This is a genomic window from Paenibacillus sp. JT31N17, assembly GCF_056269255.1.
In genome coordinates this window covers 108,001-133,426 of record NZ_JBWDNP010000011.1, presented here as the reverse complement: position 1 = coordinate 133,426, position 25,426 = coordinate 108,001, and the positions used below count along the sequence as shown (strand labels likewise).

At 50.4% G+C, this 25,426-nt stretch carries 23 protein-coding genes and 2 pseudogenes; 14 read left to right on the top strand and 11 right to left on the bottom strand.

Going from position 1 to position 25,426, the window contains the following annotated elements; translation table 11 throughout:
• Positions 1-20: 20 nt before the first annotated feature.
• Entirely contained in the window at positions 21-884 is an 864-nt protein-coding gene (locus tag AC0YOB_RS27225) for an NmrA family NAD(P)-binding protein (protein WP_475795438.1), read from the bottom strand.
• Between the two features lie 54 nt (positions 885-938).
• Positions 939-1,496: a TetR/AcrR family transcriptional regulator gene (locus tag AC0YOB_RS27220; RefSeq protein ID WP_475795523.1), complete on the bottom strand. Its 558-nt coding sequence runs from the start codon at positions 1,494-1,496 to the stop codon at positions 939-941.
• 288 nt (positions 1,497-1,784) lie between these two features.
• On the opposite strand from AC0YOB_RS27220, the pseudogene AC0YOB_RS27215 reads away from it, so the two are divergent.
• Positions 1,785-2,029: pseudogene (locus AC0YOB_RS27215) on the top strand (VOC family protein).
• Positions 2,030-2,074: 45 nt separating this feature from the next.
• On the opposite strand, the gene AC0YOB_RS27210 reads toward AC0YOB_RS27215, so the two are convergent.
• Positions 2,075-3,232 carry an MFS transporter gene (locus tag AC0YOB_RS27210; RefSeq protein ID WP_475795522.1) on the bottom strand — a complete coding sequence of 386 codons (1,158 nt, stop codon included), beginning with the start codon at positions 3,230-3,232 and terminating at the stop codon, positions 2,075-2,077.
• Between the two features lie 360 nt (positions 3,233-3,592).
• Here AC0YOB_RS27210 and AC0YOB_RS27205 point away from each other — a divergent pair, with 360 nt between their 5' ends.
• On the top strand, positions 3,593-4,174 hold the full coding sequence (locus AC0YOB_RS27205) for a TetR/AcrR family transcriptional regulator (protein ID WP_475795437.1): 582 nt from the start codon (positions 3,593-3,595) through the stop codon (positions 4,172-4,174).
• 36 nt (positions 4,175-4,210) lie between these two features.
• Here AC0YOB_RS27205 and AC0YOB_RS27200 read toward each other — a convergent pair whose 3' ends face one another.
• Positions 4,211-5,224, bottom strand: a complete 1,014-nt coding sequence (locus tag AC0YOB_RS27200) for a CobW family GTP-binding protein (RefSeq protein WP_475795436.1) — start codon at positions 5,222-5,224, stop codon at positions 4,211-4,213.
• A 205-nt stretch (positions 5,225-5,429) separates the two neighbouring features.
• Here AC0YOB_RS27200 and AC0YOB_RS27195 point away from each other — a divergent pair, with 205 nt between their 5' ends.
• The 4 genes from AC0YOB_RS27195 (at position 5,430) to AC0YOB_RS27180 (ending at position 9,159) form a co-directional block, all read left to right on the top strand.
• Positions 5,430-6,743: a phytoene desaturase family protein gene (locus AC0YOB_RS27195; protein WP_475795435.1), complete on the top strand. Its 1,314-nt coding sequence runs from the start codon at positions 5,430-5,432 to the stop codon at positions 6,741-6,743.
• Between the two features lie 76 nt (positions 6,744-6,819).
• Entirely contained in the window at positions 6,820-7,731 is a 912-nt protein-coding gene (locus AC0YOB_RS27190; RefSeq protein ID WP_475795434.1) for an RNA polymerase sigma-70 factor, read from the top strand.
• Between the two features lie 163 nt (positions 7,732-7,894).
• Positions 7,895-8,839, top strand: a complete 945-nt coding sequence (locus tag AC0YOB_RS27185) for a glycoside hydrolase family 43 protein (protein WP_475795433.1) — start codon at positions 7,895-7,897, stop codon at positions 8,837-8,839.
• A 41-nt stretch (positions 8,840-8,880) separates the two neighbouring features.
• The gene (locus tag AC0YOB_RS27180; RefSeq protein ID WP_475770177.1) at positions 8,881-9,159 is read left to right on the top strand and encodes an ArsR/SmtB family transcription factor; all 279 of its coding nucleotides are present in this window, start codon (positions 8,881-8,883) and stop codon (positions 9,157-9,159) included.
• 95 nt (positions 9,160-9,254) lie between these two features.
• On the opposite strand, the gene AC0YOB_RS27175 is transcribed toward AC0YOB_RS27180, so the two are convergent.
• On the bottom strand, positions 9,255-10,076 hold the full coding sequence (locus AC0YOB_RS27175; protein WP_475795432.1) for a methyl-accepting chemotaxis protein: 822 nt from the start codon (positions 10,074-10,076) through the stop codon (positions 9,255-9,257).
• A 357-nt stretch (positions 10,077-10,433) separates the two neighbouring features.
• On the opposite strand from AC0YOB_RS27175, the gene AC0YOB_RS27170 reads away from it, so the two are divergent.
• Positions 10,434-10,997 (top strand): cache domain-containing protein, encoded by a 564-nt coding sequence (locus tag AC0YOB_RS27170; RefSeq protein WP_475795431.1) that lies wholly within the window; start codon positions 10,434-10,436, stop codon positions 10,995-10,997.
• 5 nt (positions 10,998-11,002) lie between these two features.
• Positions 11,003-12,460: a methyl-accepting chemotaxis protein gene (locus AC0YOB_RS27165; protein ID WP_475795430.1), complete on the top strand. Its 1,458-nt coding sequence runs from the start codon at positions 11,003-11,005 to the stop codon at positions 12,458-12,460.
• A 151-nt stretch (positions 12,461-12,611) separates the two neighbouring features.
• Here AC0YOB_RS27165 and AC0YOB_RS27160 read toward each other — a convergent pair.
• A pseudogene (locus AC0YOB_RS27160) lies at positions 12,612-12,884 on the bottom strand (GNAT family N-acetyltransferase); the annotation flags it as partial.
• Between the two features lie 370 nt (positions 12,885-13,254).
• Positions 13,255-13,890 carry a TetR/AcrR family transcriptional regulator gene (locus AC0YOB_RS27155; protein ID WP_475795429.1) on the bottom strand — a complete coding sequence of 212 codons (636 nt, stop codon included), beginning with the start codon at positions 13,888-13,890 and terminating at the stop codon, positions 13,255-13,257.
• A gap of 141 nt (positions 13,891-14,031) precedes the next feature.
• Here AC0YOB_RS27155 and AC0YOB_RS27150 point away from each other — a divergent pair, with 141 nt between their 5' ends.
• From AC0YOB_RS27150 to AC0YOB_RS27135, 4 genes are all read left to right on the top strand, one after another.
• Positions 14,032-14,781, top strand: coding sequence for an SDR family NAD(P)-dependent oxidoreductase (locus AC0YOB_RS27150; protein WP_475795428.1), 750 nt, complete (start codon positions 14,032-14,034; stop codon positions 14,779-14,781).
• 381 nt (positions 14,782-15,162) lie between these two features.
• Positions 15,163-16,182, top strand: a complete 1,020-nt coding sequence (locus AC0YOB_RS27145) for an SDR family NAD(P)-dependent oxidoreductase (RefSeq protein ID WP_475795427.1) — start codon at positions 15,163-15,165, stop codon at positions 16,180-16,182.
• A gap of 285 nt (positions 16,183-16,467) precedes the next feature.
• The gene (locus AC0YOB_RS27140; protein ID WP_475795426.1) at positions 16,468-17,292 is read left to right on the top strand and encodes a helix-turn-helix domain-containing protein; all 825 of its coding nucleotides are present in this window, start codon (positions 16,468-16,470) and stop codon (positions 17,290-17,292) included.
• 29 nt (positions 17,293-17,321) lie between these two features.
• The gene (locus AC0YOB_RS27135) at positions 17,322-18,329 is read left to right on the top strand and encodes an aldo/keto reductase (protein ID WP_475795425.1); all 1,008 of its coding nucleotides are present in this window, start codon (positions 17,322-17,324) and stop codon (positions 18,327-18,329) included.
• A gap of 372 nt (positions 18,330-18,701) precedes the next feature.
• Here AC0YOB_RS27135 and AC0YOB_RS27130 read toward each other — a convergent pair whose 3' ends face one another.
• Complete coding sequence (locus AC0YOB_RS27130; protein WP_475795424.1) at positions 18,702-19,682, bottom strand: aldo/keto reductase; 981 nt, start codon at positions 19,680-19,682, stop codon at positions 18,702-18,704.
• A gap of 142 nt (positions 19,683-19,824) precedes the next feature.
• Complete coding sequence (locus AC0YOB_RS27125) at positions 19,825-20,703, bottom strand: NmrA family NAD(P)-binding protein (RefSeq protein ID WP_475795423.1); 879 nt, start codon at positions 20,701-20,703, stop codon at positions 19,825-19,827.
• A gap of 522 nt (positions 20,704-21,225) precedes the next feature.
• Between AC0YOB_RS27125 and AC0YOB_RS27120 the strand changes: the two genes are divergently transcribed.
• On the top strand, positions 21,226-22,047 hold the full coding sequence (locus AC0YOB_RS27120; RefSeq protein ID WP_475795422.1) for an oxidoreductase: 822 nt from the start codon (positions 21,226-21,228) through the stop codon (positions 22,045-22,047).
• 592 nt (positions 22,048-22,639) lie between these two features.
• Here the strand turns inward: AC0YOB_RS27120 and AC0YOB_RS27115 are convergent.
• Both AC0YOB_RS27115 and AC0YOB_RS27110 read right to left on the bottom strand, forming a co-directional pair.
• Positions 22,640-23,806, bottom strand: coding sequence for an MFS transporter (locus AC0YOB_RS27115; RefSeq protein ID WP_475795421.1), 1,167 nt, complete (start codon positions 23,804-23,806; stop codon positions 22,640-22,642).
• A gap of 214 nt (positions 23,807-24,020) precedes the next feature.
• Positions 24,021-24,464 (bottom strand): Rrf2 family transcriptional regulator, encoded by a 444-nt coding sequence (locus AC0YOB_RS27110; protein WP_475790792.1) that lies wholly within the window; start codon positions 24,462-24,464, stop codon positions 24,021-24,023.
• A gap of 334 nt (positions 24,465-24,798) precedes the next feature.
• Between AC0YOB_RS27110 and AC0YOB_RS27105 the strand changes: the two genes are divergently transcribed.
• Positions 24,799-25,398, top strand: coding sequence for a TetR/AcrR family transcriptional regulator (locus tag AC0YOB_RS27105; RefSeq protein WP_475795420.1), 600 nt, complete (start codon positions 24,799-24,801; stop codon positions 25,396-25,398).
• Positions 25,399-25,426: the final 28 nt, after the last annotated feature.

The following is a 25,426-nucleotide window of genomic DNA, read 5'->3' as shown; positions in this document are numbered from 1 at the left end:
AGCTCTTCTCGTTATATGGTTTACATAAGCTTTTTCAAAGATCCCTCTAATGTCACTGTACCCGTGATAAATTCAGTTCCTTGGCGCTCAAAGTCAATCCATCCGCTATTGAAGCCGTCCAGCATTTCAATTCTGCCATGTATCCGTCCGGCAATCCCGCCCTGGCTGATAAAGAGCTCCTCCCAATCTGCACGGGGAATGGAAGCGGCCTCTACCTTGCGATCCAGCAGCCTGCCGAGCACAGAAGCAATATCATCGGGGGAATAGGAATCTGGTCCCTGCAGTTCAAGATAGCGCGTGCCTTCCCAGCTTTGCTGAAGTGTTTCGGCTGCAATTCTGCCGATATCCAACGTCGAAATCATCGGTATCTTACGATCCGATGGGGAAAGGAAGCCGGGAATTTGTCCTTCTCTCCGCGCAGGCTTAATATCCCAGAAAGAATTGTCCATGAACCAGGCTGCGCGCAGAAATGCCGAAGCAATAGACAGCCGCCCAAGCTCCTGCTCCAGGATATGCAGAGATTCAATAATTCCAAGTCCGTGATCGCGATGTGCGCCTACAGAGGACAAAGCAACGAACTTCGGCGGAGCTGCGGCTTCAAGCGCCTTGCGTATGGATTCCGCAACCGCTCTTGTTTCGGGAAATCCATTCTCCGGATAAAAATAAGGCGGATTCATAACGAATACACCTTTCACGCCTGTAAAAGCTTCCTGCAGGGCTGCAGAGTCGCGGTAATCCGCAATCGCCGTCTCGGCGCCGCGTTCACGCCATGCTTTGGCCTTTTCTTCATTCCTTACGATGGCTCTAACCTTCTTGCCTTCCGCCAGCAGCGCCTCGGCTGCAGCACCTCCGACTTGTCCTGTAACGCCCATAATGGCATACATCTGCAATCATCTCCTCAAAACAACAACATTATTTGAAGACTGGACCTCTTGCACCTAGGATCTGCTTGTTAAACCACTCATCAGCAGTTTCCAGGTAATTTCATAATTGATGTCGGAATCGGATAATTCCCATTCCCCCGCATGACTGGGATGATGGAAACGGGTCGTAGCCAGATAAAATGCCCGTGCGCTCTCCCGCGCATCGCACGGTGCAAAAACGCCTGCGGCAATACCGTCTGCAATAATGGCAGTCAGCTGTTCCAGCATGTCTTCGACATGTCGATGCAGCAAGTCGGCCGCTTCAGCGGTCAGAGCCATATACATGGCGAAGAGCTCCGGATCGGTTAAGGCCCGGCTGCGTTTGAATGCCCGCAGCGTATCCAGCCAGCTTCGCAAGCGGATTTCAGGTTCGTCATTATTGGCTACAATGGCATTCAGCGGCTCCATGACATGGTTCAGCCACCGCTCGGCCATAGCTTCGCGGAGCGCAGCTTTATTGTCAAAATGGCGGTAGATCGCTGCATGACTGACACCGAGCGCCCGGGCCACGTCGGACAAGTTGGATTTGGCCATTCCGAATCGCCGGAGAACTTCTTCAGCGGCATCAAGAATGGATGTCCGGGAAATCGTGGAGTCTGCGATGATACATTCCTCCTTTCCTATGAGGATATATTACTGTTTCAAGTTTCATATGTCAAGTTACATATTATATAAATTGTAACTTAATTTTTGAATGTATAAAAACCCGTGTTAGTCTGACTCCAATCTCCTTTAATTTGGATTTTTTTTCGCCTTCTGATACTTGATCAGCCAATTTGCATCAACCAATAATGCACATGGATGCCAAGAAGGTCAGACCTATAATCCGCTGGCCTGATTCTGATAAGGAGCTGATTGCAAATGAGCGCGACAAATCAATCCATTACCACGTTTCTCATGTTCTCCGGCAAGGCGGAGGAGGCAATGAATTTCTACATCTCTTTATTCGGCCAATCCGGGGTAAACAGTATCATGCACCATGAGGACGGAACGGTCATGGCGGTCAGATCTTGATGCCGCTTGCTCCATCTCCCGTGAGTGAGAAGTTTGGCTGGGTAGCGGATCAATACGGCGTTTCCTGGCAGCTCAACCTGGCAAATGGTTAATATGCCGGACTGATTCAGCCGTCTTACCGCGAATAACGTAAAAATTCAGGATTGGTTGAGCAGCCGGTCGGTCCGGCGGCGAGTCAGCGCCCAGAACAACAAGGCGAATGCGCTGACCGCTGCACCAAGCATGCATACACCGTTCCAGCCGGCATGCGCGTAGACTGCAGTCGAGCCGGTTGAACCTGCAGCGCTGCCGATGGAATAAAAGATCATATAACCGGCCGTGAGCCGGCTGCGTGCCTCGGGACGAACGCTCATGATCATGCTCTGGTTGGTGACATGGACCGCTTGTACCGCGAGGTCGAGCAGGACAATCCCGACAATTAAAGCGAATAGCGAATGGCTGATGAAACTGATCGGCAGCCATGATAGGAGCAGGAGGGCAAGCGCGGTTCCGGTGGTCCATTGTCCCAACCCCCGGTCCGCCAGCCTGCCTGCCCTTGCCGCCGCCAATGCCCCGGCCGCCCCCGCAAGCCCGAACGAGCCGATTGCAGTATGGGAAAGCGAGATAGGCGGCGCGCTGAGAGGCAGTACCAGTGAAGTCCAAAGGATGCTGAACGCGGTGAAGATCAAGAGAGCGAGCACGGCGCGGATGCGCAGAACCGGCTCCTGAAGGAACAAGGCGAATACCGAGCGAAGCAGCTGCGAATAGGAAAGCTGCGCCTTCCTCTGCTCATATCGAGGGAGTACCCGGGACAATAAGCAGGCCATCGCCAGCGTCATAGCCGAAGAAATATAATAGACCGAACGCCAGCCTGCCAAATCGGTCAAAATCCCCGCAAAAGTTCTGGCAAGTAAAATTCCGATAACTATTCCGCTTGTCACCAGTCCCACCGCACGCCCGCGCTCGGCAGGTGCCGCCAACGCTGCGGCATAGGCAACCACAGTCTGCGTCACGACGGCAAGCAAGCCGACAGCAGCCATTCCCGCAAACAATATAATGCCGGTAGGCGCGAATCCGACTATGCCCAACGCCAGTACGGACAACAGGAGATGAGTGACGATGAGCCTGCGGCGGTTGACCAGATCGCCAAGCGGGACGAGCAGCAGCAGTCCCAGCGCATAACAAATTTGAGTCATGGTTATGACCATGCCGACGGATGCCTGTCCAATACCGAATTCGCCCGCAAGAGCGTCAAGCAGCGGCTGGGCATAATAAATATTAGCGACCGCCAGCCCGCAGGAAACGGCAAACAGCATTGCTGTGGAACGTTTCAGTGCGGGAACAGGAGCAGCTTCAGATACGGTCTCTTTGGATGCTTCTTCTGTTTCCGGCTGTACGTTGACATTCTCTCCGATGAGGGCTGCTCCTTTACCGGATTCCCCATATTCCATGAATCAACAACTCCCCCTGATGAGTAAAACCACAATTATTTCATACTAATTGGTACGTTATGAATTGATGTAAATATAACGATAATGAATGTGTAATGTCAAGATTAAAACCCGAAATTGTTGATAATAACAAAAAGACGTTTGCTAATTGGAGTTGGATTTGACAATAATCCCTGATCATACTAACATGATATTATACTGATTGATATGAAATGAGGTCATAGAATGACAAGGCCGCGGGAATTTGACGAGGATCAAGCACTGGATGCTGCGCTGCAGCTCTTTTGGGAGAAGGGGTATGAAGCCGTTTCCTTGAGTGATTTGACATCCGGAATGGGCATTCAGAGGCCAAGCATATATGCGGCCTTCGGCAATAAACAGGGGCTGTTTGAAGCCGCGCTCCGCAAATATACCCGTGACCACTCTTCCAATGCCAGGGCGAAGCTGCAAAACACCGCATCGGTAAAAGAAGCCTTCCGCTCCTATTTTGAAAGCATCGTGGAAGAGGGGTATGATGACGGGCCAAGCAGGGGCTGCTTTTGCATCAATACGATGGTAGAGCTCGCCCCGCATGACAGAAAAATGGAGATTCTGACAAGAGAACATCAGATGTATCTGGCTGCCTTGTTTCAGGAGACGATTGAAAAAGGCATCCGGTCGGGTGAATTTGGGAATGATATGAATGCCCAGGTAATGGCTCAGACGCTGGTGGTGTCGCTGATCGGGCTTACCGTCATGATGAAGTCCCGCCCCGAGCGTTCGTTTATAGACAATTCCGTCAAAACCCTGCTTAACCTGCTCCAATAAGGATTAGGCGCGGGAGGATATACGGTTAATGCCCGTTTAAGGCTCAACCTCCGCCTGCCAAAGCCTCGTCCAGCGGGCAGCCAGATCCGTATCGTTCAATTGCATGCCGATCGCGACCAGATAAGGAGTGCCGGGGTAATTGGAGGGCTCCCACACCGTTCGCTTCCCGGCATATTGGATTAATTGAATCGCCTCTGCGCCTGCGATGCGGATATATCCTTTGGCCCGAACCAGATGCCCGCTCCAATCGTGCAGAAACTGCTCCACCTGCTCCCTGCTGACTTGTCCCCCGGCCGGAAAAGGCAGGGTAACGGCTTGCATCTGCGAGTAGGATTCGGCGTTGTGATGATGGGGCTTCGTATGCGGCTTGCCCTCTGCTGGGGGATGTCCGCTTAACACACGGAATGGACTCGCGGCTGAAGGCGGCTCTTCATTCGGACGTATGCCGGCGAGCAGTGCGGCGGTATCGACATGGCTTCTGACGGTGTAGACAATCTCCGCCTTTTCGTTGAGCTTGCGGACCGCTTTTTCAATTTTTCCGGACATATTCGGGTGGATCAGGTCCGTTTTATTGACGATAACAAGACCGGCCGAAGCGATTTGGCGGCGCAAAGTCTTCACAAGCTGACGGTCGGAAGCGAAGATGCTGTTATAATCCAGTACATATTCGGCGTCCAGGACAGTAATGACCCTGATGTCCCCGATACGCTCTGCAAGCGCCGGACCCTTCGCAATCGCAACCACATCCCCGGGATCAGCCACGCCCGTAAGCTCCAGCAAGAGAATATCGGGTTGTCCCATAAGCAGCGCTTCCAGACTTCCGGCAAGTTCTTCTTTTTTGCTGCAGCAGACGCAGCCGTCGAGCAGCTTCTCGACCTGAACACCAAGCTGCTCGCTTAAAATATTCCCGTCCACGTCCTGTTTGCCCAACTCGTTCATTAATATCCCAGGCCTTATCCCCAGGTTTCGCGCCTCTTTCAGCAGCCGCAGCAGCAGAGTCGTTTTGCCGCTGCCCAGAAAGCCGCTCAAGATCATAACTGGAATGGTCATTTCCACTATATCCTTTCATCGTTTCATTCATTTCCCTGCTCGGGATATAGAATAGATATGCTTTAATTATTCGTAATTATTACATAATAAATAAAAAACTAATCCTTTCTGTCCCGCCGCTCAATGTTTTTTTTGAATAATTTGTCACAGAAGATCACCGATCCCCGTCTTGTTTGCAGATCATCCAAATAAGGAGGAGCTTACCATGAAAAATTATGATGCAGCCGTAATCGGCGGAGGAATATCCGGGTTAATCGCGGCGATAGATTTGGCAAGAGCGAAGAAGTCTGTTATTTTACTGGAGAAATCGTCACGTGTAGGAGGGAGGGCCATCACCGTCAACAAGAATGGCGCCCTCTTCAATCTGGGAGGCCACGCGCTTTATCTCGGAGGGGAAGCCTATACGATTCTGAAGCAGTTAGGCGTAAGTCTGCAGGGAGGGAAGCCTTCTGCAAGCGGGCTGGCCATTTGGCAGAACGGGATTGTCCCGCTGCCGGGCGATGCCCTGAAATTATTATCGTCCCGGCTGCTGACCCTATCGGGTAAAATGGAGTTTGGGCGGTTTATGATCAAATTGGGCAAAATGGATACCGCCGCCATGGGGAATATCAGCCTGCGGGAATGGGCAGAGCAGGAAATCCGCGATCCGATGGTCCGCCATCTGTTCTATGCGCTGTGCAGAACATCCACCTACAGCAAAGACATCGATTATCAACGGGTTGGTCCTGCGGTCCGGCAGGTGCAGCTCGCGCTCAAGAGCGGCGTGCTCTATTTGGACGGGGGCTGGCAAACGATCGTCGATCAGCTTCGCGTGCAGGCGGTGAAGGCTGGAGTAACCGTGCTGAATAATAGGAAGGTATCGCAAATCCGGCATGATAATGGCTCTGTCTGCGGCCTGCTGCTGGATGACCAGGAAGTGCTGAATGTTTCCCGGGTCATCAGCACACTATCTCCGAATGAAACGTCCCGGTTGGTCCCGGGCGCTGAGCAAACCGCGCTGCGCAGCTGGAGGGAGGATGCCCGGCCCATCATGGCGGCGTGTCTGGACCTCTCCCTGAGACGCCTGCCCGTACCCGGCAGACAGCTTGCAATGGGAATTGACCAGCCTGTTTTTTTCACAAACCATTCAAGAGCCTCCAAACTGAGCGGCAACGGCGAGCAGGTCGTGCATCTTATCCAGTATAATGGGACCGGGGAGAGTGATCCGCGGGAAGACGAACGCAAGCTGGAGCAAACGATGAATCTCCTGCATCCCCATTGGCAAAAAGAAGTGGTCGCCAGACAGTATCTGCCGAATATAACGGTCGTTCACGATTATATGCATATTGGCCGCAGAGACCCCATGCCAGGACCGGCTGTTGCAGGAATAAAAGGTCTTTATGTGGCAGGAGATTGGGCCAGCCATGGAGAAATGCTGGCGGATGCGGCTGCAGCGAGCGCAAGACGCGCATCCATCCGGCTCTTGAAGGAGCTTTCGGCGGCTGGTGAATCGCTCGTCCCCGAGTCCGTCTTCTCCTGAAGAAACGGAGCGGAAGTGAGGCGGGGGCACCGAAATCATCAACCGGCTCTTACAAAGGAGAGAAAGGGGGCTTCTCATGGAAAATGCCTCATTCACGGATCAAATGTACGCTTCCTATAAGACCTTGCTGTTCACATTGGCCTACCGCATGTTGGGAAGTGTCATGGACGCGGAGGACATTGTGCATGAAGCGTTCCTGTCGTATAACGCCGCAGATTCCGATCGGATTCATAATATAAAATCGTATCTGTGCAAAATTGTAACGAACCGCTGCATCGACCGTCTCCGTTCCTCCCGGAAGAAGCGGGAGCTTTATGTCGGCACATGGCTGCCGGAGCCGCTCGTCACCGGGCAGAGCGGCAGCGAGGATCCCTATGATGCTTACGCCCGGCAGGAATCCTTGTCCATGGCCTATCTTTTATTGCTGCAGCAGCTGTCCTGGGTAGAGCGGGCAGTCTTCCTGCTGCGGGAGGTGCTGCAGTATGAATACGATGAAATCGCGGAGATCGTAGGCAAAAGCCCGGCGAACTGCCGGCAGATTTTCCACCGCGCCAGACGCAGCATTAAACCACCATCAACGCAGCAGGAGATGGGTAGTTCTGCGGCAGACCGGCTGCCCAAGCCGCAAAATGATCAATTAGCGGACATGGTCAATCAGTTTGTATCGGCGTTGACCAAAGGCGACGTCGGCCAGTTAATGCATGCCTTGTCCCATGACGCAGCTCTTTACACGGACGGCGGGGGCAAAGTATCCGCCGCGGTCCTGCCTATCCTGGGTCCCGACCGGATATCCCGTTTCTTTGCCGGTGTATTGAAGAAACTGCAGCCCGGCTTCTCCTACAAAACCGCAATGGTTAATGGTCAACCCGGAATCGTTACGTACGAACATGACAGTCCCGCCAGTGTTTTCACCTTTCTTATCGAGGATATGCGCATTTCCGCCATTTATATCGTCGTTAATCCGGATAAGCTCAGACATATCAGATAGCTTGCTTCGCGGGAAGCCTCGAGCCCCTTCGTCCTCCCTGGATCAGAGCCGCCTGTCAATAATTGCTGAAGCATGGCAAGCGGCGGGAAAATCATCTACAATAAGAAAAAAACCATCGTGAAGACTATGGTTTTTTTCTGCAGCCAAGGAGTGAAAATATCCCATGACGATTTCAGCCAACAATGACAAACGCACAGCAGGCAATCCGATTTTCCCGGGTTGGTATGCCGATCCGGAAGCCCGTATTTTCGAAGGAAGCTACTGGATTTATCCTACCTACTCTGCCCCGTATGGGGAACAGGCCTTCTTCGACGCCTTTTATTCCAAGGATCTGGCAGAGTGGACGAAGGTTGACGGAATTCTCAAAATGGCCGATATTGCCTGGGCGTGGCGCGCTATGTGGGCGCCTTCCCCGATTGAACGCGGGGGCAAATATTATTACTATTTTGCCGCCAACGACATTCAGAGCGATGACGAATTGGGCGGGATCGGCGTTGCCGTAGCCGACAAGCCGGGAGGACCGTTCCGCGATGCGATCGGCCGGCCGCTGATCGATAAATTCCATCACGGCGCGCAGCCGATCGATCCCCATGTCTTTATTGATGAGGATGGCAGCGCCTATCTGTATTACGGAGGATGGGGACGCTGCAATGTGGTCAAGCTGAACGAGGATATGATCAGTCTGGGTACGTTCGGGGATGGAGAGGTGTACAAGGAAATAACACCGGAATTGTTCGTCGAAGGGCCGTGCATGATCAAGAGAAACGGCAGCTATTATTTCATGTGGGCGGAGGGTGGCTGGGGACAGCCGGACTATTCGGTCGCTTATGCGGTCTCGCCATCCCCGACCGGCCCGTTCGAGCGCGTAGGGAAGATTTTGCAGCAAAATCCCGATGTCGCAACAAGCGCAGGCCATCATGGGATGATCCAGATTCCAGGGCAGGATGAATGGTATATCGTTTACCATCGGAGACCGCTGACGGAGACCGATGCCAATCACCGGGTCGTCTGCATCGACCGGATGTATTTCAACGAGGACGGCACCATCCAGCCGGTCGCGATTACCTTCGAAGGGGTTCAAGCCCGTCCTTTGCCGGAAGATCATTAGCGTAATCCCGACAAACCCATAGGAAACGGAGACCAAGCCTAATGACCCCAATGACAGACCAGCAGTTTACGCGGATATCCCGCGCACTTGCGGAGCCGCGGCGTTATCAGATGCTCAAGGAAATCGGCGCCAGCAGCGTCCCGTTTCCCTGCAGCGACCTGCACGAAACCCACCGTGTCAGCGCCGCGACGATCTCTCATCATATTAAGGAGCTCGAGACGGCTGGCCTGGTGGAGATCATCCGCGAAGGCAAATTTATGAATCTCGTTCTCCAGCGCCATGTGCTGAGAGATTATTTGGAGCGGTTGTCGGAGATATAGAATGTATGAAACGGCATCCCTTGGGAGAGACCTTGGACAATCTGTCCGATGAGCTTCCAAGGGGTGCATTTTTATGGCGAGGAGCCAAGAGTGGATTACAGTTTATGCGCAAAATCGTTTAAGCGGTTTGTCATTTCCTGGATTTCTCTGATAAACGCCGATATTTCCTCTGTCGATACTGCCTGCTCCTGGCTGATGGAAGCCACCTGGCTGATAGCGTCTCCGATCTGCTGTGTCACTTCCTTCAGGGACAGCAGCGTTTGGCGGATATTCCTGGTCGAATCGATCGTTTCCTGCGACAGCTTGCGGATCTCGCCGGCGACGATGCCAAAGCCCCTCCCCTTGTCCCCCGCATGCGCTGCTTCAATCGAAGCGTTCAAGCCGAGCAAATTCGACTGATCGGCGACATTTTTAATAATCGACACCACTTGATCCGTCTTCTCCACATTCTGGCTCCCCTGCTGCGACAGCACAAGCAGCTGACGGTTGAGATCGGCTATGATGTTGGAGCCGTTGACAGCCTTGGCGATTCTTTCGTTCGCTTGGGACAGGGCAACCACGATATGGTTCGAGAGTTCGATCAATTCGCTGTGCCGTCGAATTTGGACGGCCAGTCCGCCGATAACGACGCCTTCATCATTGTGAACCGGAAGAGCCGTGCCGGTGAACTCGAAGCCGTAGAAGCCGGCCGGGACATCTCCCTCGAAATATTTGTTTTCCAGAATGGCGGCTGCAAGCGGCTCATCCGGATTCAATTGCTGACCGACGCCGATATGGAGGTCAATATTTTCCCCGGGATAGTAGGCAATGAATTTTGTAAGATCGCATACTGCGATAGACATATCCGCGGGTACGGCGGCCTGTATGACAGGCAGCAGCGCAACGAGGCTTTCCAGCGAGTTGACTTTGTTGTTCATCTATTCAGTTCCTCTCTTTTCTAAACCGCTTCTCATTCTTTCATTAATTAATATCGTCGGGAACCCTCTCAAACATAATATAGCCTCTCGGAATTTCCCAGAGTCTCCTAATTAATGCTTTTGGACCTATACATTGATGATATTTTCCGCCAAATCAGGCCCTCAAGATCCATTGATCTTGGGGGGGGGGTTATTCCTAATAAATAAAACACAATGCGTTGACGGTCAATTAATGCTTTGGACCTATAATTTTGAAGGAGGACATCTATGCCAAATGGTTCATTCTGAAAGGATGCGGAGGAGATGCGTATGAATTTTATAAAAAAGATTTTCCTGAAACGGCTGTAAACCAAGCTGATGGTGCTGGCTTTACCGGTCCTGCTGCTCATCACCCTCTCCTTGTCGTGGATCAGTTACACCTTCGCCAAGTCTATGATTGTGGACGAAATCGAAAGCAATATGGACTGCCGTCTCGAGGAAACGATGCAGGGGATTGAGAGCAAGCTCACAGCTCATATCCGAATTCCGCAAACGTTGGTCCGCATCGTGGAAGCGAACGGCACGGATATGACGGAGGAGGCCTATCGCAGCATTCTGCTGAATTTGCCGGATCTGAATACGGACACGCTTGGCGTCGGCGTATGGTACGAGCCGAATCGGTACAAGGCCGGTAGGGAATATTTTGGGCCGTATGCTTACAAGGATGGCGATCAGACGGTATATACGGAGGAATCTATGAATGCGGACTATGATTACCCGCATTGGGAATGGTATCAGAACGCGACCGATACAAAGGAGAGCGTTGTATTCACGGACCCGTATTATGATGAGACGACGGACACGACGATGTTCACGGCGACCGTACCTTTCTATGACAGGCAAAAAAGCTGCTTGGGGTCACCACCGGGGATATCAGTCTGAACAGTATGCAGGCGATGATCCGGGATATCCGCGTAGGCAGCAGCGGGCAGGCGTTTCTGGTGGACAAGCAGGGAAATCTCATTGCCGGTCGTGAAGAAGGCGGCACGATGCAATCGGATAATATCGATAACGCCAATTCTACTTTCGCCCAATTAAGGCTGGAAATAACTGAACGCATGTCTCAGCGGGATCACGAAGGTGTATATCTGGGGACATTCGAAGAGGGAGAAGGACCCGTTGCGGTCTATTACAAGGGCTGGATACTGGCACTGGCAGCCCCGGAGCGGGAATTGTATGCGCCGCTGAAGGAACTCCTGAACAGGATGCTGATTGTCATCGCCATTGCGCTGCTGGTGATGGGCGGCGCGATTATTTGGTTCAGCCGCTATATGACCAAGCATATCGGGCAGATGAACCGGCTCTCGTCCAGATTATCGGCCGGTGATTTTACCATGCGGCTGGACATCCGCACGGGAGACGAGCTGGAGCAGATGGGGGATAATTTCAACCGGATGGTGGCGTCGCGCAAGGAAACGATGCAGAGCATTACGCGAAGCTCGGGCGAAGTGGCCATTCATGCGGAACAACTACATGCGGGAGCAGCGGAAACGGTCAAAGCAACCTTCGAAATATCCGGCTCCATCACCGAGGTTGCGGAAGGAACGGAGCAGGAAGCCTTGATCATCCGGCAATTGAAGGATTTGTCCGATGAGATCGCAGGCGGCATGGGGCAAATTGCCCGAAGCGTGGAGGAAGTCAGCGCTTCGGCAGATACGGCATACCATACAGCGGCAAAGGGCAACGAAGGCGCCTACGAGCTGATCCGTCATATGCAGCGCATCCATATCGCTGTGGATGCTTCCGCAGGGAATGTTGCCCGGCTTGAGGAGAAATCGAAGCGGGTGGAAGAGGTCGCTTCCCTGATTGCCTCAATTGCCGGGCAAACCAGCCTGCTGTCGCTAAATGCGGCAATCGAAGCGGCGCGCGCTGGCGAGGCGGGCCGGGGCTTCGGCGTTGTCGCCAGTGAGGTGCGCAAGCTGGCGGACCAGGTGGCAGACGCAGCGGTGCAAATCGGGACAACCATCATGGAAATCTGGATGACAGTTGCCGAAACGTCCGCATCCATGAAGGATAGCGTTGCGCTTGTAAATGCCGGATTGACAACGGCAGGTTATACGGGAGAGTCATTCGATCACATTACGGGATCAGTGGAAGTCGTGAACCGGCAAACCCTTGAGGTATCCGCCGCAGTGGAGCAGATGTATTCCGCCATGGGAAGTATGACCGCATCGATGGACCAAATGAACGGCTTAACCCAGGGGACGGCCGCCCGCTCCGGCAATGTGGCCGCGGCTGCGGAGCAGCAGTATGCCACGATGGAGCAGATGTCCGCATCGGCGGATATCATTTCGCGGCAGACGCAGGAGCTGAGGGAACTTGTGATGCAGTTTTCATTCGAGTGATTCCCATACAGAGCATGATGAGGCGGGGCCTCTGCTGCTCTGTATTTTTTTATGTATAAGCTTCACTCACTCTTGTTCATGTCTATAAAAGCGAAGAAACGAACTGCGCCGCTGCAGGAACGCGACAGCCGTTTCTTCTTGTTGTTGATTTTCAATCCAAATAGTCATTGGGATTTATTATGGCTAAAACCTGATGATCTTCCCATTTTCCATTTATCCTGACATTTTTTTGAGCGATTCCTTTTTTATGCAAACCTGCTTTCTCTAATACCCGAATGGATGCCATATTATGGGGCATGGCACCTGCTTCTATCCGATGCAGCTTTAAGTCATGGAATGCATATTCAACAATTAATTGAACAGCTTCCGTAGTATAGCCCTTGCCGTTATGCTTTTTATCTAAATAGTAACCGACAAAAGCACGATCGTTCTTGCCCGTTGCGGTTGCAGATAGCCACTAATGTTTCAGAAAAAAATGATCAAATAGTTAATACTTCAGAGCTTCAGTATTATGTGCTCTAACCTTTGCATTTAAGGACGACGGCACGATGGGTGGATCATAGAGGAAAGAAAACCATGATGTTATAGGCGGGGTCTCGCCAACATTTTAACTAAAATATACGCTAAGCCTTCCTTTGCGGTCGATTTGGCGTTTTTTCATACTCTATGCTGGTTTGGGCGACATGTCGGACCAACCGGTCATTCAATCTTTCTTTAAGAGGTACCGCCAACAAAGCGCGCACAGAAAAGGAACTGGCGCGCTTCTTGAGTTACCCGTTGGAATTTGGATTAAACTAGTTAGCAAATGAACGGATATGGTCCAGCAAGGCATCTAGTCCTGTAGCAAGTGGCGCAACTTCCCGCCGCAATCGCGAGAGTAAGAGACCACCCTGAAGTGCCGTGAGAAGAGCCAACGCTAAGCTGGCAGGATCAGCATCTGATCGCAACACACCACGAGCGTGCATGTCATGCAACCCCCTGGAAATTTCACCTTCCCATTGCGCAAAGCAAGATACAAGCTCATAACGGGCTTCTTCCTCAGTATCGGCTATTTCACCTACTAAAGAATCTAAGGAACAACCACCTTTGAATTGCCGTTGATTCTGGATTCCAATAATCAGATCTCTCCATGACTGCAGCGCTTCAAAGCTGTCAAGACTTCCTAAATAAGGCTGCTGGGCTTCAAGAACGGCCTCGGCCTGATGCGCGATTACGGCTCGTACCAGCTCTTTTTTGTCATGGAAATAGTGGTATAGCTGGGACGCGCCGACCTTCGCCTGACGCTGGACATCCTCCATCGATGTTTTACTGATGCCTTGCTCGGACATAATATCCGCTGCGGCTTCAATAATCCGAGCCCGTGTAGCCTGTCCCTTTAAGGTGAGTTTTAGCTTATATGATGTTTGATCGAAATCGTCTGTATTTTTCATAAAGTTATTATATCAAAAAGGGAGTTGACATTCCAGAGATCAAGCTATATTATTGAAACATTCAATACAAAAAAATGTATTGTTTATTACAAAACAATGTATTGATCGATTCAAAAATGCAAAGAAGAGAGGTATTTACTTATGATTTCGGAACAAAAGGGAACCACAGCTCTTATTACGGGAGGAACAAGCGGGATTGGCCGAACGACCGCAAAAGCGATGGCCGGGCTTGGCATTCATGTCATCTTTGCCGGGCGCAGTGTCGAACGGGGAGAACAGACGCTCAACGATATACGCGACAATGGCGGAAGGGCCGATTTCATAGCGGCAGATCTTAGTGACGAAGCGAGCGCGCGTGCGCTTGCGAAAGAAGCGGTCCGGATCGGTGGCGGTCATATCGATATTCTGATCAATAATGCCGCACTCGGTGCTGCGGGACCCACTCATGCAACAACAGAGGCGGACTTTGATCAGGTATTTGCGGTGAATACCAAAGTTCCTTATTTTCTTGTAGCAGAGCTTGCGCCATTAATGGCTGAACGCGGCAAAGGATCGATTGTCAACGTCTCGACCATGGTAGCGGAGTTAGGCACGTCAGGCTTTAGCCTTTATGGCGCGAGCAAGGCAGCGGTGAATCTGCTTACTAAATCATGGGCTGCAGAGTTCGGCCCTCATGGGGTTCGAGTCAATACAGTCAGCCCGGGACCAACGCGTACCGAAGGTTCATCTCAACTGGGTGATTTTCTTGACCAATTGGGAGCTCAAGCTCCCGCTGGACGTGTCGCTTCTCCTGATGAGATTGCGGCGGCTATTGTTTTTCTTGCAACAGATCGTTCGAGCTTTATTCATGGAGCCATACTTCCAGTCGATGGAGGTCGTACAGCCGTTTAATTAGCCTAAAGGAATTTTTTAATATTGTTACGTACTCATCAAAAAGAGCAAGCTCGGACACATCCTACTCGGTGTTCAGCTTGCTCTTTGCATGAAAATCCTTATTACCGACTTGCACTTGCTTACAGACCTCAGAGTCGGTGTTAATACAGGTTGAGCTTTTTGCAAAGTATTGGGCATTCGGCTGTTATTTATTAATCCTGCACTGCAGCGCGACTTTGGGATTGGCTAAATACAAATGACAACAATCACAAGAAATATTGATCCTATAAACAAAGTAATCTTGGTCCTTTAAACAAAGTGAAATATAGAAATGCCGTGATACAATTTCAATAACAAAAATGAATGGAGTGTGAAAAAGTGAAGCAGAATAATAGGGGGATGTTACAAAAGCCGGTAGGATCAGGATTTGACGCGACGTCTGCAACGGGAGACGTTATAAAGGGTATTGACCTTAACGGGAAAACAGCCATTGTAACCGGAGGCTATGCCGGCATCGGTCTGGAAACGACCAAGACCCTTGTTGCATCGGGAGCCACCGTCGTTATGCCCGCCAGGGATATGGAAAAAGCGCAAAAAAATCTTGAGGGTGTTCCTAATGTAGAACTCATACCGATGGATTTGACGGATCCGGCTTCCATCGATACATTCGCAGATCGATTTTTGACTTCGGGCAGATCGTTGCATTTGCTCATCAACAATGCGGGGATCATGTGGGTTCCGCTGCAGCGCGACGCGCGTGGATACGAATCGCAGCTATCCGCCAATCATTTGGGACATTTTCATTTAACCGCAAGACTCTGGCCCGCCCTTAAAAACGCTGGAGGGGCAAGGGTAGTTAATGTCTCTTCGTGGGGACATCATTTTTCGTCTTTCGTATTTGAAGATTTCAGTTTCGAAAGTCGCGAGTTCGATACACTTCAGGGTTATGGACAATCCAAAACAGCCAATATTTTGTTCACCCTGGAATTGGACAACCGCGGCATGAGTCATGGTGTACGCTCTTTTTCCTTGCATCCCGGTTCAATTATTGATACCGACTTGAAGCGGCTGCTGTCGACCGAAAATTTGATAGCGCAGGGGCTCTTAGACCAAGAAGGGAACGCCGTATATAATGCCTCAATGGGTTTAAAAACCATTTCGCAGGGCGCTTCAACTACAGTATGGTGCGCAACCAGTCCATTGCTTAACGATCTAGGCGGCGTGTATTGCGAAGACAATGAAGTAGCCTTGCTGGATCCGCGTACGGAGCCGGTTACACCGGCAGATCTGTTTGCAACAATATTTCCACCGTTTAACGGAGTAGCGGCTTATGCCCTCGATCCGGATACGGCCGGCAAGCTTTGGACACTAAGCGAACGGCTTACAGGCGTAACATTCGATATCAAGCCGTCCAATTGAAAAATGAAAACTGCTGAGCGAATTTTCGGAGGGGGTGTTGTTGTGCTTCCGGCAGCCCATCCTTCAGGCGGCCCCTCGCTGATTCTTCGCTCGACAATACCCCGGCAAAGTGTTATTCACTAATCTCCGTTGAGCCTGATTTTCAATCACAGGCTGACCGTAGATTAGTCCGGGAGGGTGAAAGCTGTAACAATGTTTATGCCTGCGAATTGCGAGGCCAAACATCATGGTAAACCGTTGCTCCGGGTCCTACCGAGCCGGTTTTGCAGGATTGAGGGGGACTATATGGCCGTAGAGGGACAGAATATGAAGGCTGAAATCATTTGGGCTTGTATGGATGACAAATACTATAAAGAAGAAGCCGTACTGGAGCATCATTGCATTGTACGGCTTATTTCCGGAGAAATGAAGATTGTTCAAGCCGAAAGCACATATGTTATCGGAGCGGGAGAAACGTTCCTGTTCCCTCGTCGTCAGTTGGCTGCACTCATCAAATATCCAAAAGATGGCCAGCCTTACCAGTCAATCATGATGATCCTGAAAGCCGAGCGGCTGAAGGATTATTATGTCCGTCACCATTTTAACGTGACCAAGTCCGGTTCACACAAGATCAAGACTTATGCGAATGAGCCCTTGCTGGACAGTTTTTTTGCTTCCCTGCTGCCTTATCTCCAAATGGAGGGCCAGTTGCCGGAAACAATGATTTCCTTAAAGCTGGAAGAAGCGATAACCATCTTGCGCTCCATTGACCCGGATACGGATAATTTGCTGACAAACTTTGATGAGCCGGGCAAAATAAATCTTGCTGAATTCATGGAAAAGAACTATATGTTCAACATCACGTTAAATCAGTTCAGCTACCTGACTGCACGAAGCTTGAGTACGTTCAAGCGGGACTTCAAAAAATCGTTTCATACGACTCCGCAAAAGTGGTTGACCCAAAAACGGCTGGAATTGGCCCATTACCAGCTTGCCGAAAAAAATAAAAAGCCGATTGATATATACGATGAAGTAGGATTTGAAGATCTATCGCATTTTTCCTACGCGTTCAAAAAGCATTTCGGGTATACGCCTTCCGAATTAATTCGCCAACAAAAGACTTTGCGCTGACTTATAACAAGTATAGCAGGAGGACAAAAATGGAATATACAAGATTGGGGAATTCTGGTTTGGAAGTTTCGCGAATTTGTCTTGGTTGCATGAGTTACGGGAATACCGGTTCAGGCATGAATGACCGCCCGTGGACATTGGATGAGGATAGTAGCCGAAGTTTCATCAAGCTGGCTTTGGATAATGGAATAAATTTCTTTGATGTTTCCAACAACTATTCTAATGGCGATACAGAAAGAATACTTGGTCGAGCCATCCGTGATTTCACACGGCGCGATGATGTCGTCATTGCGGACAGGGTATTTGCTCCTATGCGCCCCGTCCCAAATGGTATGGGGCTGTCTCGCAAAGCGATTATGACTGAAATAGACGATAGCCTTAAGAGATTGGGAACAGACTATATTGATATTTATGAAATCGGTCGCTTTGACTACAACACACCTCTTGAAGAAACGTTGGAAGCCATGAATGATGTTGTGAAAGCGGGTAAAGCCCGTTATCTTGGTGCTTCTACCCTATATGCCTGGCAGTTTATGAAAGCGATTGAAATACAGCGTGCCAAAGGCTGGCACCGATTCATCGTCATGCAGAACTACTATAACCTTCTTTATCAGGAGGAAGCCAGGGAAATGCTTCCGCTATGTGAGTCGGAAGGTATTGGGGTAACACCCTGGTCGCCATTAGCGCGCGGGCGACTAACACGACCTTGGGAAGTTGAACCGCAAACTGAACGTGGGAAAACGGATAGCCATGCAGCACAAGCAAATATCAATTTCAGTATGGATAAGCCGCTTGTTGACAGACTGGCTGAAGTGGCAGGAATACGAAAGCTCCCTATGGCCCAAATTGCTTTGGCATGGTTGCTTTCAAAGCCTGTTATTTCCGCGCCAATTGTCGGCGCAACCAGAGAACAGCATTTAAAAGATGCAGTCATGGCTGTATCACTCCAATTATCAGCTGAGGAATTATCTTTGTTAGAAGAACCCTACCAGCCTCATGGCCCTTTAAATAATTACCGTTTTGGGAAAGAAAAATAACAATTATTCATAAATCCGAGCATTTATAAAATTTCCCTCCTATAGACCCTTTATTCCTTTACCGTTCCTCCAAGCGAGTTCACAGATCAAAATGGCCAAAGATCTCATGATTGATCTCGGCCGTGAAACCCCACCACCCTCCAAATTCGGAAGCGATCAGGCAGGGAAGAACACCCTGTCTGTTCCATTCCGAATTTTTTTGCGCCGCTACCGCTCTGCAAAAAAGGGGCCTGTGGCACGCAAAACCAAACGCCAAACGAAATGAATCTGAAAGAGTCGAGCCGGGACAATCTGTTTGACGATGGTTTTTTGTCGAATTATTTTCAAGGAACTTTAAGGCTCCGTCGCCGTTGCTTTCTGCCGTCTGAATGTTTAATTGAAGTCGATTACCGGATGCGGCACATAAGGCGCTTCGAGGCCTTCGATTTCCTCTGGCGTCAGCTTGATCGGGAGAGCGGCTACCGCATCTTCCAGATGATGCAGTTTGGAGGGGCCGACGATCGGCGCCGTAACCGGCCTCTTCTGCAGCACCCAGGCAAGCGCTACCTGAGCCCGTGGAACCCCGCGCTCCGCCGCAATTTCTCCTACCCGCTCGACGACTTTGCGGTCAGCATCCGCCATCACCGAATAGAGCCTTTTGCCGATTTCGTCCATTTCCGAGCGAGCGCTTGTCGCTTCCCACTCGCGGGTCAGTTTTCCGCGCGCAAGTGGGCTCCAGGGAATAACGGCGATTTTCTCCGCCTGGCAGAGTGGAAGCATCTCTCGCTCCTCTTCCCGGTATAGAAGATTCAAATAGTTTTGCATTGAGACGAAGCGCGTCCAACCGTTGCGCTCGGCAACATGGAGCGCTTTGTGGAACTGCCAGGCATACATGGATGAAGCACCTATATAGCGCGCCTTTCCGGCCTTGACGACATCATGGAGTGCTTCCATCGTTTCTTCAATCGGCGTCTGATTGTCCCATCGATGAATCTGATACAGATCAACATAGTCGGTGCCTAGCCGTCTCAAACTGTTGTCAATTTCAATCATGATCGCCTTGCGCGAAAGTCCCGCACCGTTCGGCCCCGGGCGCATTCGGCCTTGCACCTTAGTAGAGATGACCACTTCGTCGCGTTTCGCATAGTCTTTTAAAGCCCTGCCAACAATCTCCTCGCTCGTACCGTCGGAGTACATGTTAGCCGTATCAAAGAAGTTGATCCCGAAATCAAGCGCCTTCTTTATAAAAGGACGGCTTTGTTCTTCGTTAAGCGACCAAGGTAGAGTTCCTCGATCCGGTTGGCCGAAGTTGCCACAACCGAGGCAAATCCTGGAAACGTCCAGTCCTGTTGCTCCCAATTTCACATAATCCATTCCTAAGCACTCCTTTTCCGGCATTCGTTCATCTTTTCATTCTGAACCGTGAGAACCGCGGCGGACAGGCTCGCTGTCGTAGTTTTTACTGAATTAACGAAACCCGTCCCTCATTGTCACACCATATCTTCGATGTCAGGTATTAATAAAACGCCTCTCGGTGGAGGCTGATAAAACGCTCCACGGTCATGGGAGGTTCTCCGGTGATGCGCTCAATGACATCGTTTGTGCCAGCAAATACGCCATTACGATAGTCTTGCGCGACCACAGTCAGGTGCTGTACAAAAAAGGGATTCGCGCCCTTCTCCTCAAGATCCCGCTGGAACTCCTCAATTCCAATTGGCGAATAGGTAATTTCGGCGCCGAGCGCTTCACTCATTGCCTGAGCGATCTCATAGTGATTCATCTCGACGGGGCCGTGCAAGCTATATGTCTGACCGGCATGGGGTGCTGGATCAGCCAAGATGGATCCAATCACTCTGCCCTGGTCCTCAGATGCGATGGGCGCATGCCGGGCATTTTCAAATGGAAACGCGATACGTTTGTTCTTCCAGATATCTTTAGCGTAAAGGAGATTAATGAGCCAATCGGCAAAAAAAGTTGGGCGCAAGTGTGTAGTAGCTATGCCTGACCAATCGAAGATCTGTTCGGATACCCAATGATTCTGGGCTGCATGGCTTAAGGAATCGCGACGCGCTGAAATCTGCGACATGTTAACGATCGCGGTCACTCCGGCCTCCTTGGCGGCCAGAGCAAAGTAGGCGGTTGCATCTAAAATCCCTGGCTTGACGGGATAGAGAAAATAGGCTGAGCCGACCCCTTTCATTGCACGCCTGAGGCTATCGAAATCCAGAAGGTCACCAACAACGATTTCTACGCCGCGTGCTCGGAGTTCCGCCGCCTGCGCATTATCCTCACGAACCAGAGCCCGAATGGGCTTGTTCTTTCTCAGTAGGGTTTCAATGGCGGCACTTCCGGTCTTGCCGGTCGGTCCACTTACAAGAATCGACTTATCAGCCATTTCTAATTACCTCCTAAGAATGTAAGGTAAGGCTCTTCGCTTTGCTTCAAATGAAACCAATCCTTCTTAATTGTTTACTAATACGGACAAGAAATTCTTTTTTTAAAACCGCAATTTAAGGGAAACGAGAGCTGCTCCGGCTCCATGGGCAGCGGGACCTCAATAAAAGATGCAAGCGTAAAGTGAACATGCCCTCCCATCAATGGAGGACCTGTCCATCGAGAGAACCATCATCGCCACGCTGAACAGAATACGAAGCTGTTGGTTAAATATTTGAGACAGAACTGTCTACCTCATTCTAAATTATATTTCCCGCAGTTGTCAAATTGGCCGTAGCTTGTCCACGCTGCGCAAGACTCTCGGGAGTGGACGGGTTGCCCTAGCCTCTCCCCGGGACGGATAGGGGAGAAACAAAAATCATAATATAAAATAAAAGACCGATCGTATTGTTATTTTGGGGAAGATTGTTTATGATAGCGACAGCATCCAAATTATCATAACCCACTTAGGAGGAATAACAATATGAGTAAAGTATGGTTTATTACGGGTAGCTCTACGGGCTTCGGCAGGCAGTTTGCGGAGCAGCTGATCGAGAAGGGCGAGAGGGTTGTGGCTACGGCGCGCAATCCGCAGTCGCTTAAGGATCTGAAGGAGAAGGCTCCTGAGCAGGTGCATGTGACGGCGCTGGACGTGACGGATAAAGACCAGGTCGAGCGAGCGGTGAAGGAATCGGTTGAGGCATTCGGTACGATCGACGTAGTCGTTAATAACGCGGGATACGGTCTTCGCGGCATGATTGAGGAATATTCGGAGGAACAGATCAGAAGGCAGTTTGAGGTGAACGTATTCGGCATGCTGAACGTTGTTCGGGCGACCGTTCCCGTACTGAAGCGCCAGCGTTCGGGCCACTATATCAATCTGTCATCTATTGTGGGAACGATGGGCGTACCAACGCTCGGCATGTACTCGGCAACCAAATTCGCCGTCGAAGGCATCTCGGAATCAATGGCGCAGGAGCTGCAGCCCTTCGGCATCAAGACGACCGCGGTGGAGCCAAGCGTATTTGCCACGGATTTTGCCGGCCGTTCGATGGAGCATGCCGCGAGGCTCCCTGAATACGACGGCGTATACGAGGCGATGGATAAGGCTATTGCGGGCTGGAGCATTGGCGATGCCGCCAAGGGCGTCCGGGCGATGATTGCGATGACCGAGAGCCCCGAGCCGCCGGTTCATTTCCCTTTAGGTGTCGATGCGACTTATGGTATTCGGCAAAATTTTCAAAAAAGAATCGAGGAGGCCGCCGCTTGGGAGGCGCTTGCGCTCGATACGGTTCTGGAAAAATAAAGCGCTGGCAGGCGAAGGGTATCGGTAATATTCCGAATTTGGTTAACTGTGACATTTCAGAATTGGCCATAAACGGAATTAACATCGAAAACTTAATTAAGCAATATTTACATGAGAAAAAAAATAAGAACTTTATTAACTGGACACGTTTGTTATATAAACACCAACAAAGGCTACCGATCGGCAGTCTTTGTTGGTGTTAACGCATCTTTAACTGTGAGATTTTCCAGCATTGCAGTTTCTTCTTTAGTGATCACTTCTATATCCAAGTAATGGCTGATCGGCTGAATTTGTTTGTACTTCTTTGGCTCATTAGCTCGTCGGCCGTCTTCATTTGTTTACCTAACCAACTATTGATTAAAAGTCGCCCCACATCGTTAAGGATCGGACTTATGACCAACTCAGTAGCTCTTTAATCGCCTATCCGTGCTGAAGGCGAACAAGAACATATATTGATATACCCCGCGCTCAGCGCGGTTTTTTGTTATATGGATATAACTTGGTTCCCCGTGCAGGCACAACAAAACGAACTAATCTCCACAATCCTCTTACCTCAAGTGTGGAGGCGACTGTCCGGTCACGGACATTTTTCTTATTCGATCAAGGAGAGGTCCTTCTTCCGGCTTAACTCGTCATGCCACCGGGTAAACTGAAAAACGACAAGACCTATGAGGTTGGCACTCCCTCCGACGATTCCAAGCCAGGTGACGGATCCATAATGGATAAAAAGGCCACCGATGATGGAGCCGAGAGCCGATCCCACATAGAGTGTGGAACTATGCAAAGAAAGCACTATCCCCGAATTTTTTCCGGATAATCCAATCAGTCTGTGCATCTGCGCCGGATTGAATGTAAAACCGGCGAAACCCCATAAAGCCATTGCCGCTATGCCGAGAGCGACGGAATTGAAGAAGGATAAGGTAACGACCGCAAACATCAGCAGGACAAGCGCCAAAACGATGGTTCGGGCAGGACCGTACCGGTCTGCAGCGAAGCCCCCGAAGTTGACGCCAAGAAAGCTGGCGATTCCCATAATGAGCAGCATAACCGTAATCGTATTTTCTCCGGCACCGACTCTGCCGAATATATCGGCAACATAGGTGTATACGACATAAATGCCGAAAGCCCAGGCCAGCGTTATCGTTAATGCGGCCAGAATGGTCGGGTTTTTTAGAAAAGACAGCCTTTCCGACAGAGTGACGGATGCGGGTGCCGAAATGGCGGAAAAGAACAATCGAATGCAGACGGTGGCGACCAAGGCGATAATGCCGACAAACCAAAAGGTCATTTTCCAATCAAAAACCGAGGCAATCCAATTGCCAAGCGGGACGCCTAAGATTAAAGCGACGGTATTCCCGCCAATGACGATGGACAGTGCCTGTCCCCGCTTTTCCGGAGCCGCAAGGGTAGAAGCGCTGTGAGTGGCTGCCGGTGCAAAGAGTCCGGCGCCCGCGGCAGCGACGATTCGTCCGACGAGAATGAGACCATAGCTGGAAGCCAGACCGCAGAGAATATTGCCCAGGGCAAAAATAAATAAGGCATACGTCAACACTTTGCGCCGTTCGGCAACTCCTGTAAGTGTCGTTAAAACAGGAGAACCAAGAGCATATGCAATAGCAAATGCGGTTACCAGCTGCCCGGCCGCAGATACGGAGGTATGCAAATCCCGGGCAAGAGCGGGCAGCAGGCCGGCAATCATAAAACCATCCGTTCCGATGACAAAGGTGCCGATTGCGAGGATAAAGATACGATAATTCATGAGGGATCTCCTTTCAAGCACAAGAGTGGGGTTCAAAGCAATCGATACAGTTCCATTGGATTGCGTAAGGAGGAAACGACAAATCAAAAGCACTGATTTAGTTACATTGGTTGACAAAAAAAATACCAACCCGTTTTCATGGATCGCCAAACACAAGGGTTAGCCGGGAGACCTTTCAAAAACCTTCTTTCTCCGGCTAACCTGCAGTTTCTCATCACGATCGTTGACTCTCAGCTAGCGTATCATGCAGAAGACTGGAGACGGTCACTTGTTCGAGCTCATGCTTCAAGGCCAATTCCGATCTCGTAAGGATCGGATTCAGGGCAGGTTGTATCCCTTTGCCAATCAGACATTTCGGATTCGGCGAACTGTGATGAAGCTCGAAGAGCGGCTTTTCCACAACGGCCTCATAGACATCCCGCAAAGTAATGGAATCCGGATGCCTGGCAAGCTTACATCCCGGGGTGTTCCCTCCGTGCTGAACGATGACTAAGTTGGCGTCATGAAGCGATTTTAGAATGCGGCGAATAAATACCGGACTGGTGTTCACGCTCTGTGCAATACGATCGGAGGTAACAAAGGTGTCGTTATCTTCGGTCATTTGCGCGATCCACGATAATATGTGCAGAGCGACTGCGTACCTGCTGACTACGGCCATCTGAACATCCCCCTTTCAACAATACCAGTATAGTTACAATGAAGTTTCAGGTCAAGGAGAATCGTCGGTATACAGTTATAATCACAAAATTAAATTTAGCTTTTTATACATATGAAAAGAAGCAGTGAAATCACCCTGACGACTCGCTAGAAACATCCCCATCCGCATATTTATGACGCGGGTTAGGTATTTTGTAGGCCGTTGGTTTTAAACTTTCCGAGGGATGGAGGTACCGAAGGAGCTGGAAGTGAAGTTTCTCATATCAGAGTTGCAAATCGGTTGCCATCATTTTATAATGAATAAACATTCAATCAAAAAAAAGAAAGGAGACCCTATGCCGCGAACAAAGGAACAGTTCGAGTACTTACGCTCCGTCACGAAAAACAAAATCCGTTCGGCCGGTTTGCAATTGTTCTCTCACAAGGGTTTGAAGGGGACGAACGTGCAAGAAATTGCTGCCGTAGCCGGCATCAGTACGGGATTGATGTATCAGCATTATAAAACAAAAGAGGATCTATTCCACGATTTAGTCAATACGGCGATCCAAGAAATGAAGGCGATCGAATTTTTGCTGGAAGCCGATGAACGCCCGTCCGGCATTTTCAGACTATTATCCGGCGCTATGATGCTTGAAATGAGCAAGAATGACGAGTCCGCGCAGTATCTGGTGTTGGTTGCGCACTCTTTGCTGATGGGTGATTTGGACCCGAAGATAGCGGGAGCGCATAATGCCCAATTATTCGAGCGAGTGGCGAATCTAATTAGAAAAGGACAGTCCATGGGGGATTTGCGTCCCGGCGATCCGTATCAAATGACGCTGCTGTTCTTCTCGATGGTGCAGGGTTTAGCTGTGTTGAAGCTTTCGTTAAAGGAACGATTCGTATGCCCAGATGCGGACATGTTGACGGCGTATTTGATCATGGATACGAACTGACCGGAGCCAACCTGTTGTATGCGTGCCG

Bases quoted from the DNA above. Each gene is read 5' to 3' on its own strand.
- AC0YOB_RS27225 (WP_475795438.1), bottom strand. From the start codon at position 884: ATGTATGCCATTATGGGCGTTACAGGACAAGTCGGAGGTGCTGCAGCC.
- AC0YOB_RS27210 (WP_475795522.1), bottom strand. From the start codon at position 3,232: ATGCTGTTTGCCGTTTCCTGCGGGCTGGCGGTCGCTAATATTTATTAT.
- AC0YOB_RS27205 (WP_475795437.1), top strand. From the start codon at position 3,593: ATGACAAGGCCGCGGGAATTTGACGAGGATCAAGCACTGGATGCTGCG.
- AC0YOB_RS27200 (WP_475795436.1), bottom strand. From the start codon at position 5,224: ATGACCATTCCAGTTATGATCTTGAGCGGCTTTCTGGGCAGCGGCAAA.
- AC0YOB_RS27195 (WP_475795435.1), top strand. From the start codon at position 5,430: ATGAAAAATTATGATGCAGCCGTAATCGGCGGAGGAATATCCGGGTTA.
- AC0YOB_RS27190 (WP_475795434.1), top strand. From the start codon at position 6,820: ATGGAAAATGCCTCATTCACGGATCAAATGTACGCTTCCTATAAGACC.
- AC0YOB_RS27185 (WP_475795433.1), top strand. From the start codon at position 7,895: ATGACGATTTCAGCCAACAATGACAAACGCACAGCAGGCAATCCGATT.
- AC0YOB_RS27180 (WP_475770177.1), top strand. From the start codon at position 8,881: ATGACCCCAATGACAGACCAGCAGTTTACGCGGATATCCCGCGCACTT.
- AC0YOB_RS27175 (WP_475795432.1), bottom strand. From the start codon at position 10,076: ATGAACAACAAAGTCAACTCGCTGGAAAGCCTCGTTGCGCTGCTGCCT.
- AC0YOB_RS27170 (WP_475795431.1), top strand. From the start codon at position 10,434: ATGGTGCTGGCTTTACCGGTCCTGCTGCTCATCACCCTCTCCTTGTCG.
- AC0YOB_RS27165 (WP_475795430.1), top strand. From the start codon at position 11,003: ATGCAGGCGATGATCCGGGATATCCGCGTAGGCAGCAGCGGGCAGGCG.
- AC0YOB_RS27155 (WP_475795429.1), bottom strand. From the start codon at position 13,890: ATGAAAAATACAGACGATTTCGATCAAACATCATATAAGCTAAAACTC.
- AC0YOB_RS27150 (WP_475795428.1), top strand. From the start codon at position 14,032: ATGATTTCGGAACAAAAGGGAACCACAGCTCTTATTACGGGAGGAACA.
- AC0YOB_RS27145 (WP_475795427.1), top strand. From the start codon at position 15,163: ATGTTACAAAAGCCGGTAGGATCAGGATTTGACGCGACGTCTGCAACG.
- AC0YOB_RS27140 (WP_475795426.1), top strand. From the start codon at position 16,468: ATGGCCGTAGAGGGACAGAATATGAAGGCTGAAATCATTTGGGCTTGT.
- AC0YOB_RS27135 (WP_475795425.1), top strand. From the start codon at position 17,322: ATGGAATATACAAGATTGGGGAATTCTGGTTTGGAAGTTTCGCGAATT.
- AC0YOB_RS27130 (WP_475795424.1), bottom strand. From the start codon at position 19,682: ATGGATTATGTGAAATTGGGAGCAACAGGACTGGACGTTTCCAGGATT.
- AC0YOB_RS27125 (WP_475795423.1), bottom strand. From the start codon at position 20,703: ATGGCTGATAAGTCGATTCTTGTAAGTGGACCGACCGGCAAGACCGGA.
- AC0YOB_RS27120 (WP_475795422.1), top strand. From the start codon at position 21,226: ATGAGTAAAGTATGGTTTATTACGGGTAGCTCTACGGGCTTCGGCAGG.
- AC0YOB_RS27115 (WP_475795421.1), bottom strand. From the start codon at position 23,806: ATGAATTATCGTATCTTTATCCTCGCAATCGGCACCTTTGTCATCGGA.
- AC0YOB_RS27110 (WP_475790792.1), bottom strand. From the start codon at position 24,464: ATGGCCGTAGTCAGCAGGTACGCAGTCGCTCTGCACATATTATCGTGG.
- AC0YOB_RS27105 (WP_475795420.1), top strand. From the start codon at position 24,799: ATGCCGCGAACAAAGGAACAGTTCGAGTACTTACGCTCCGTCACGAAA.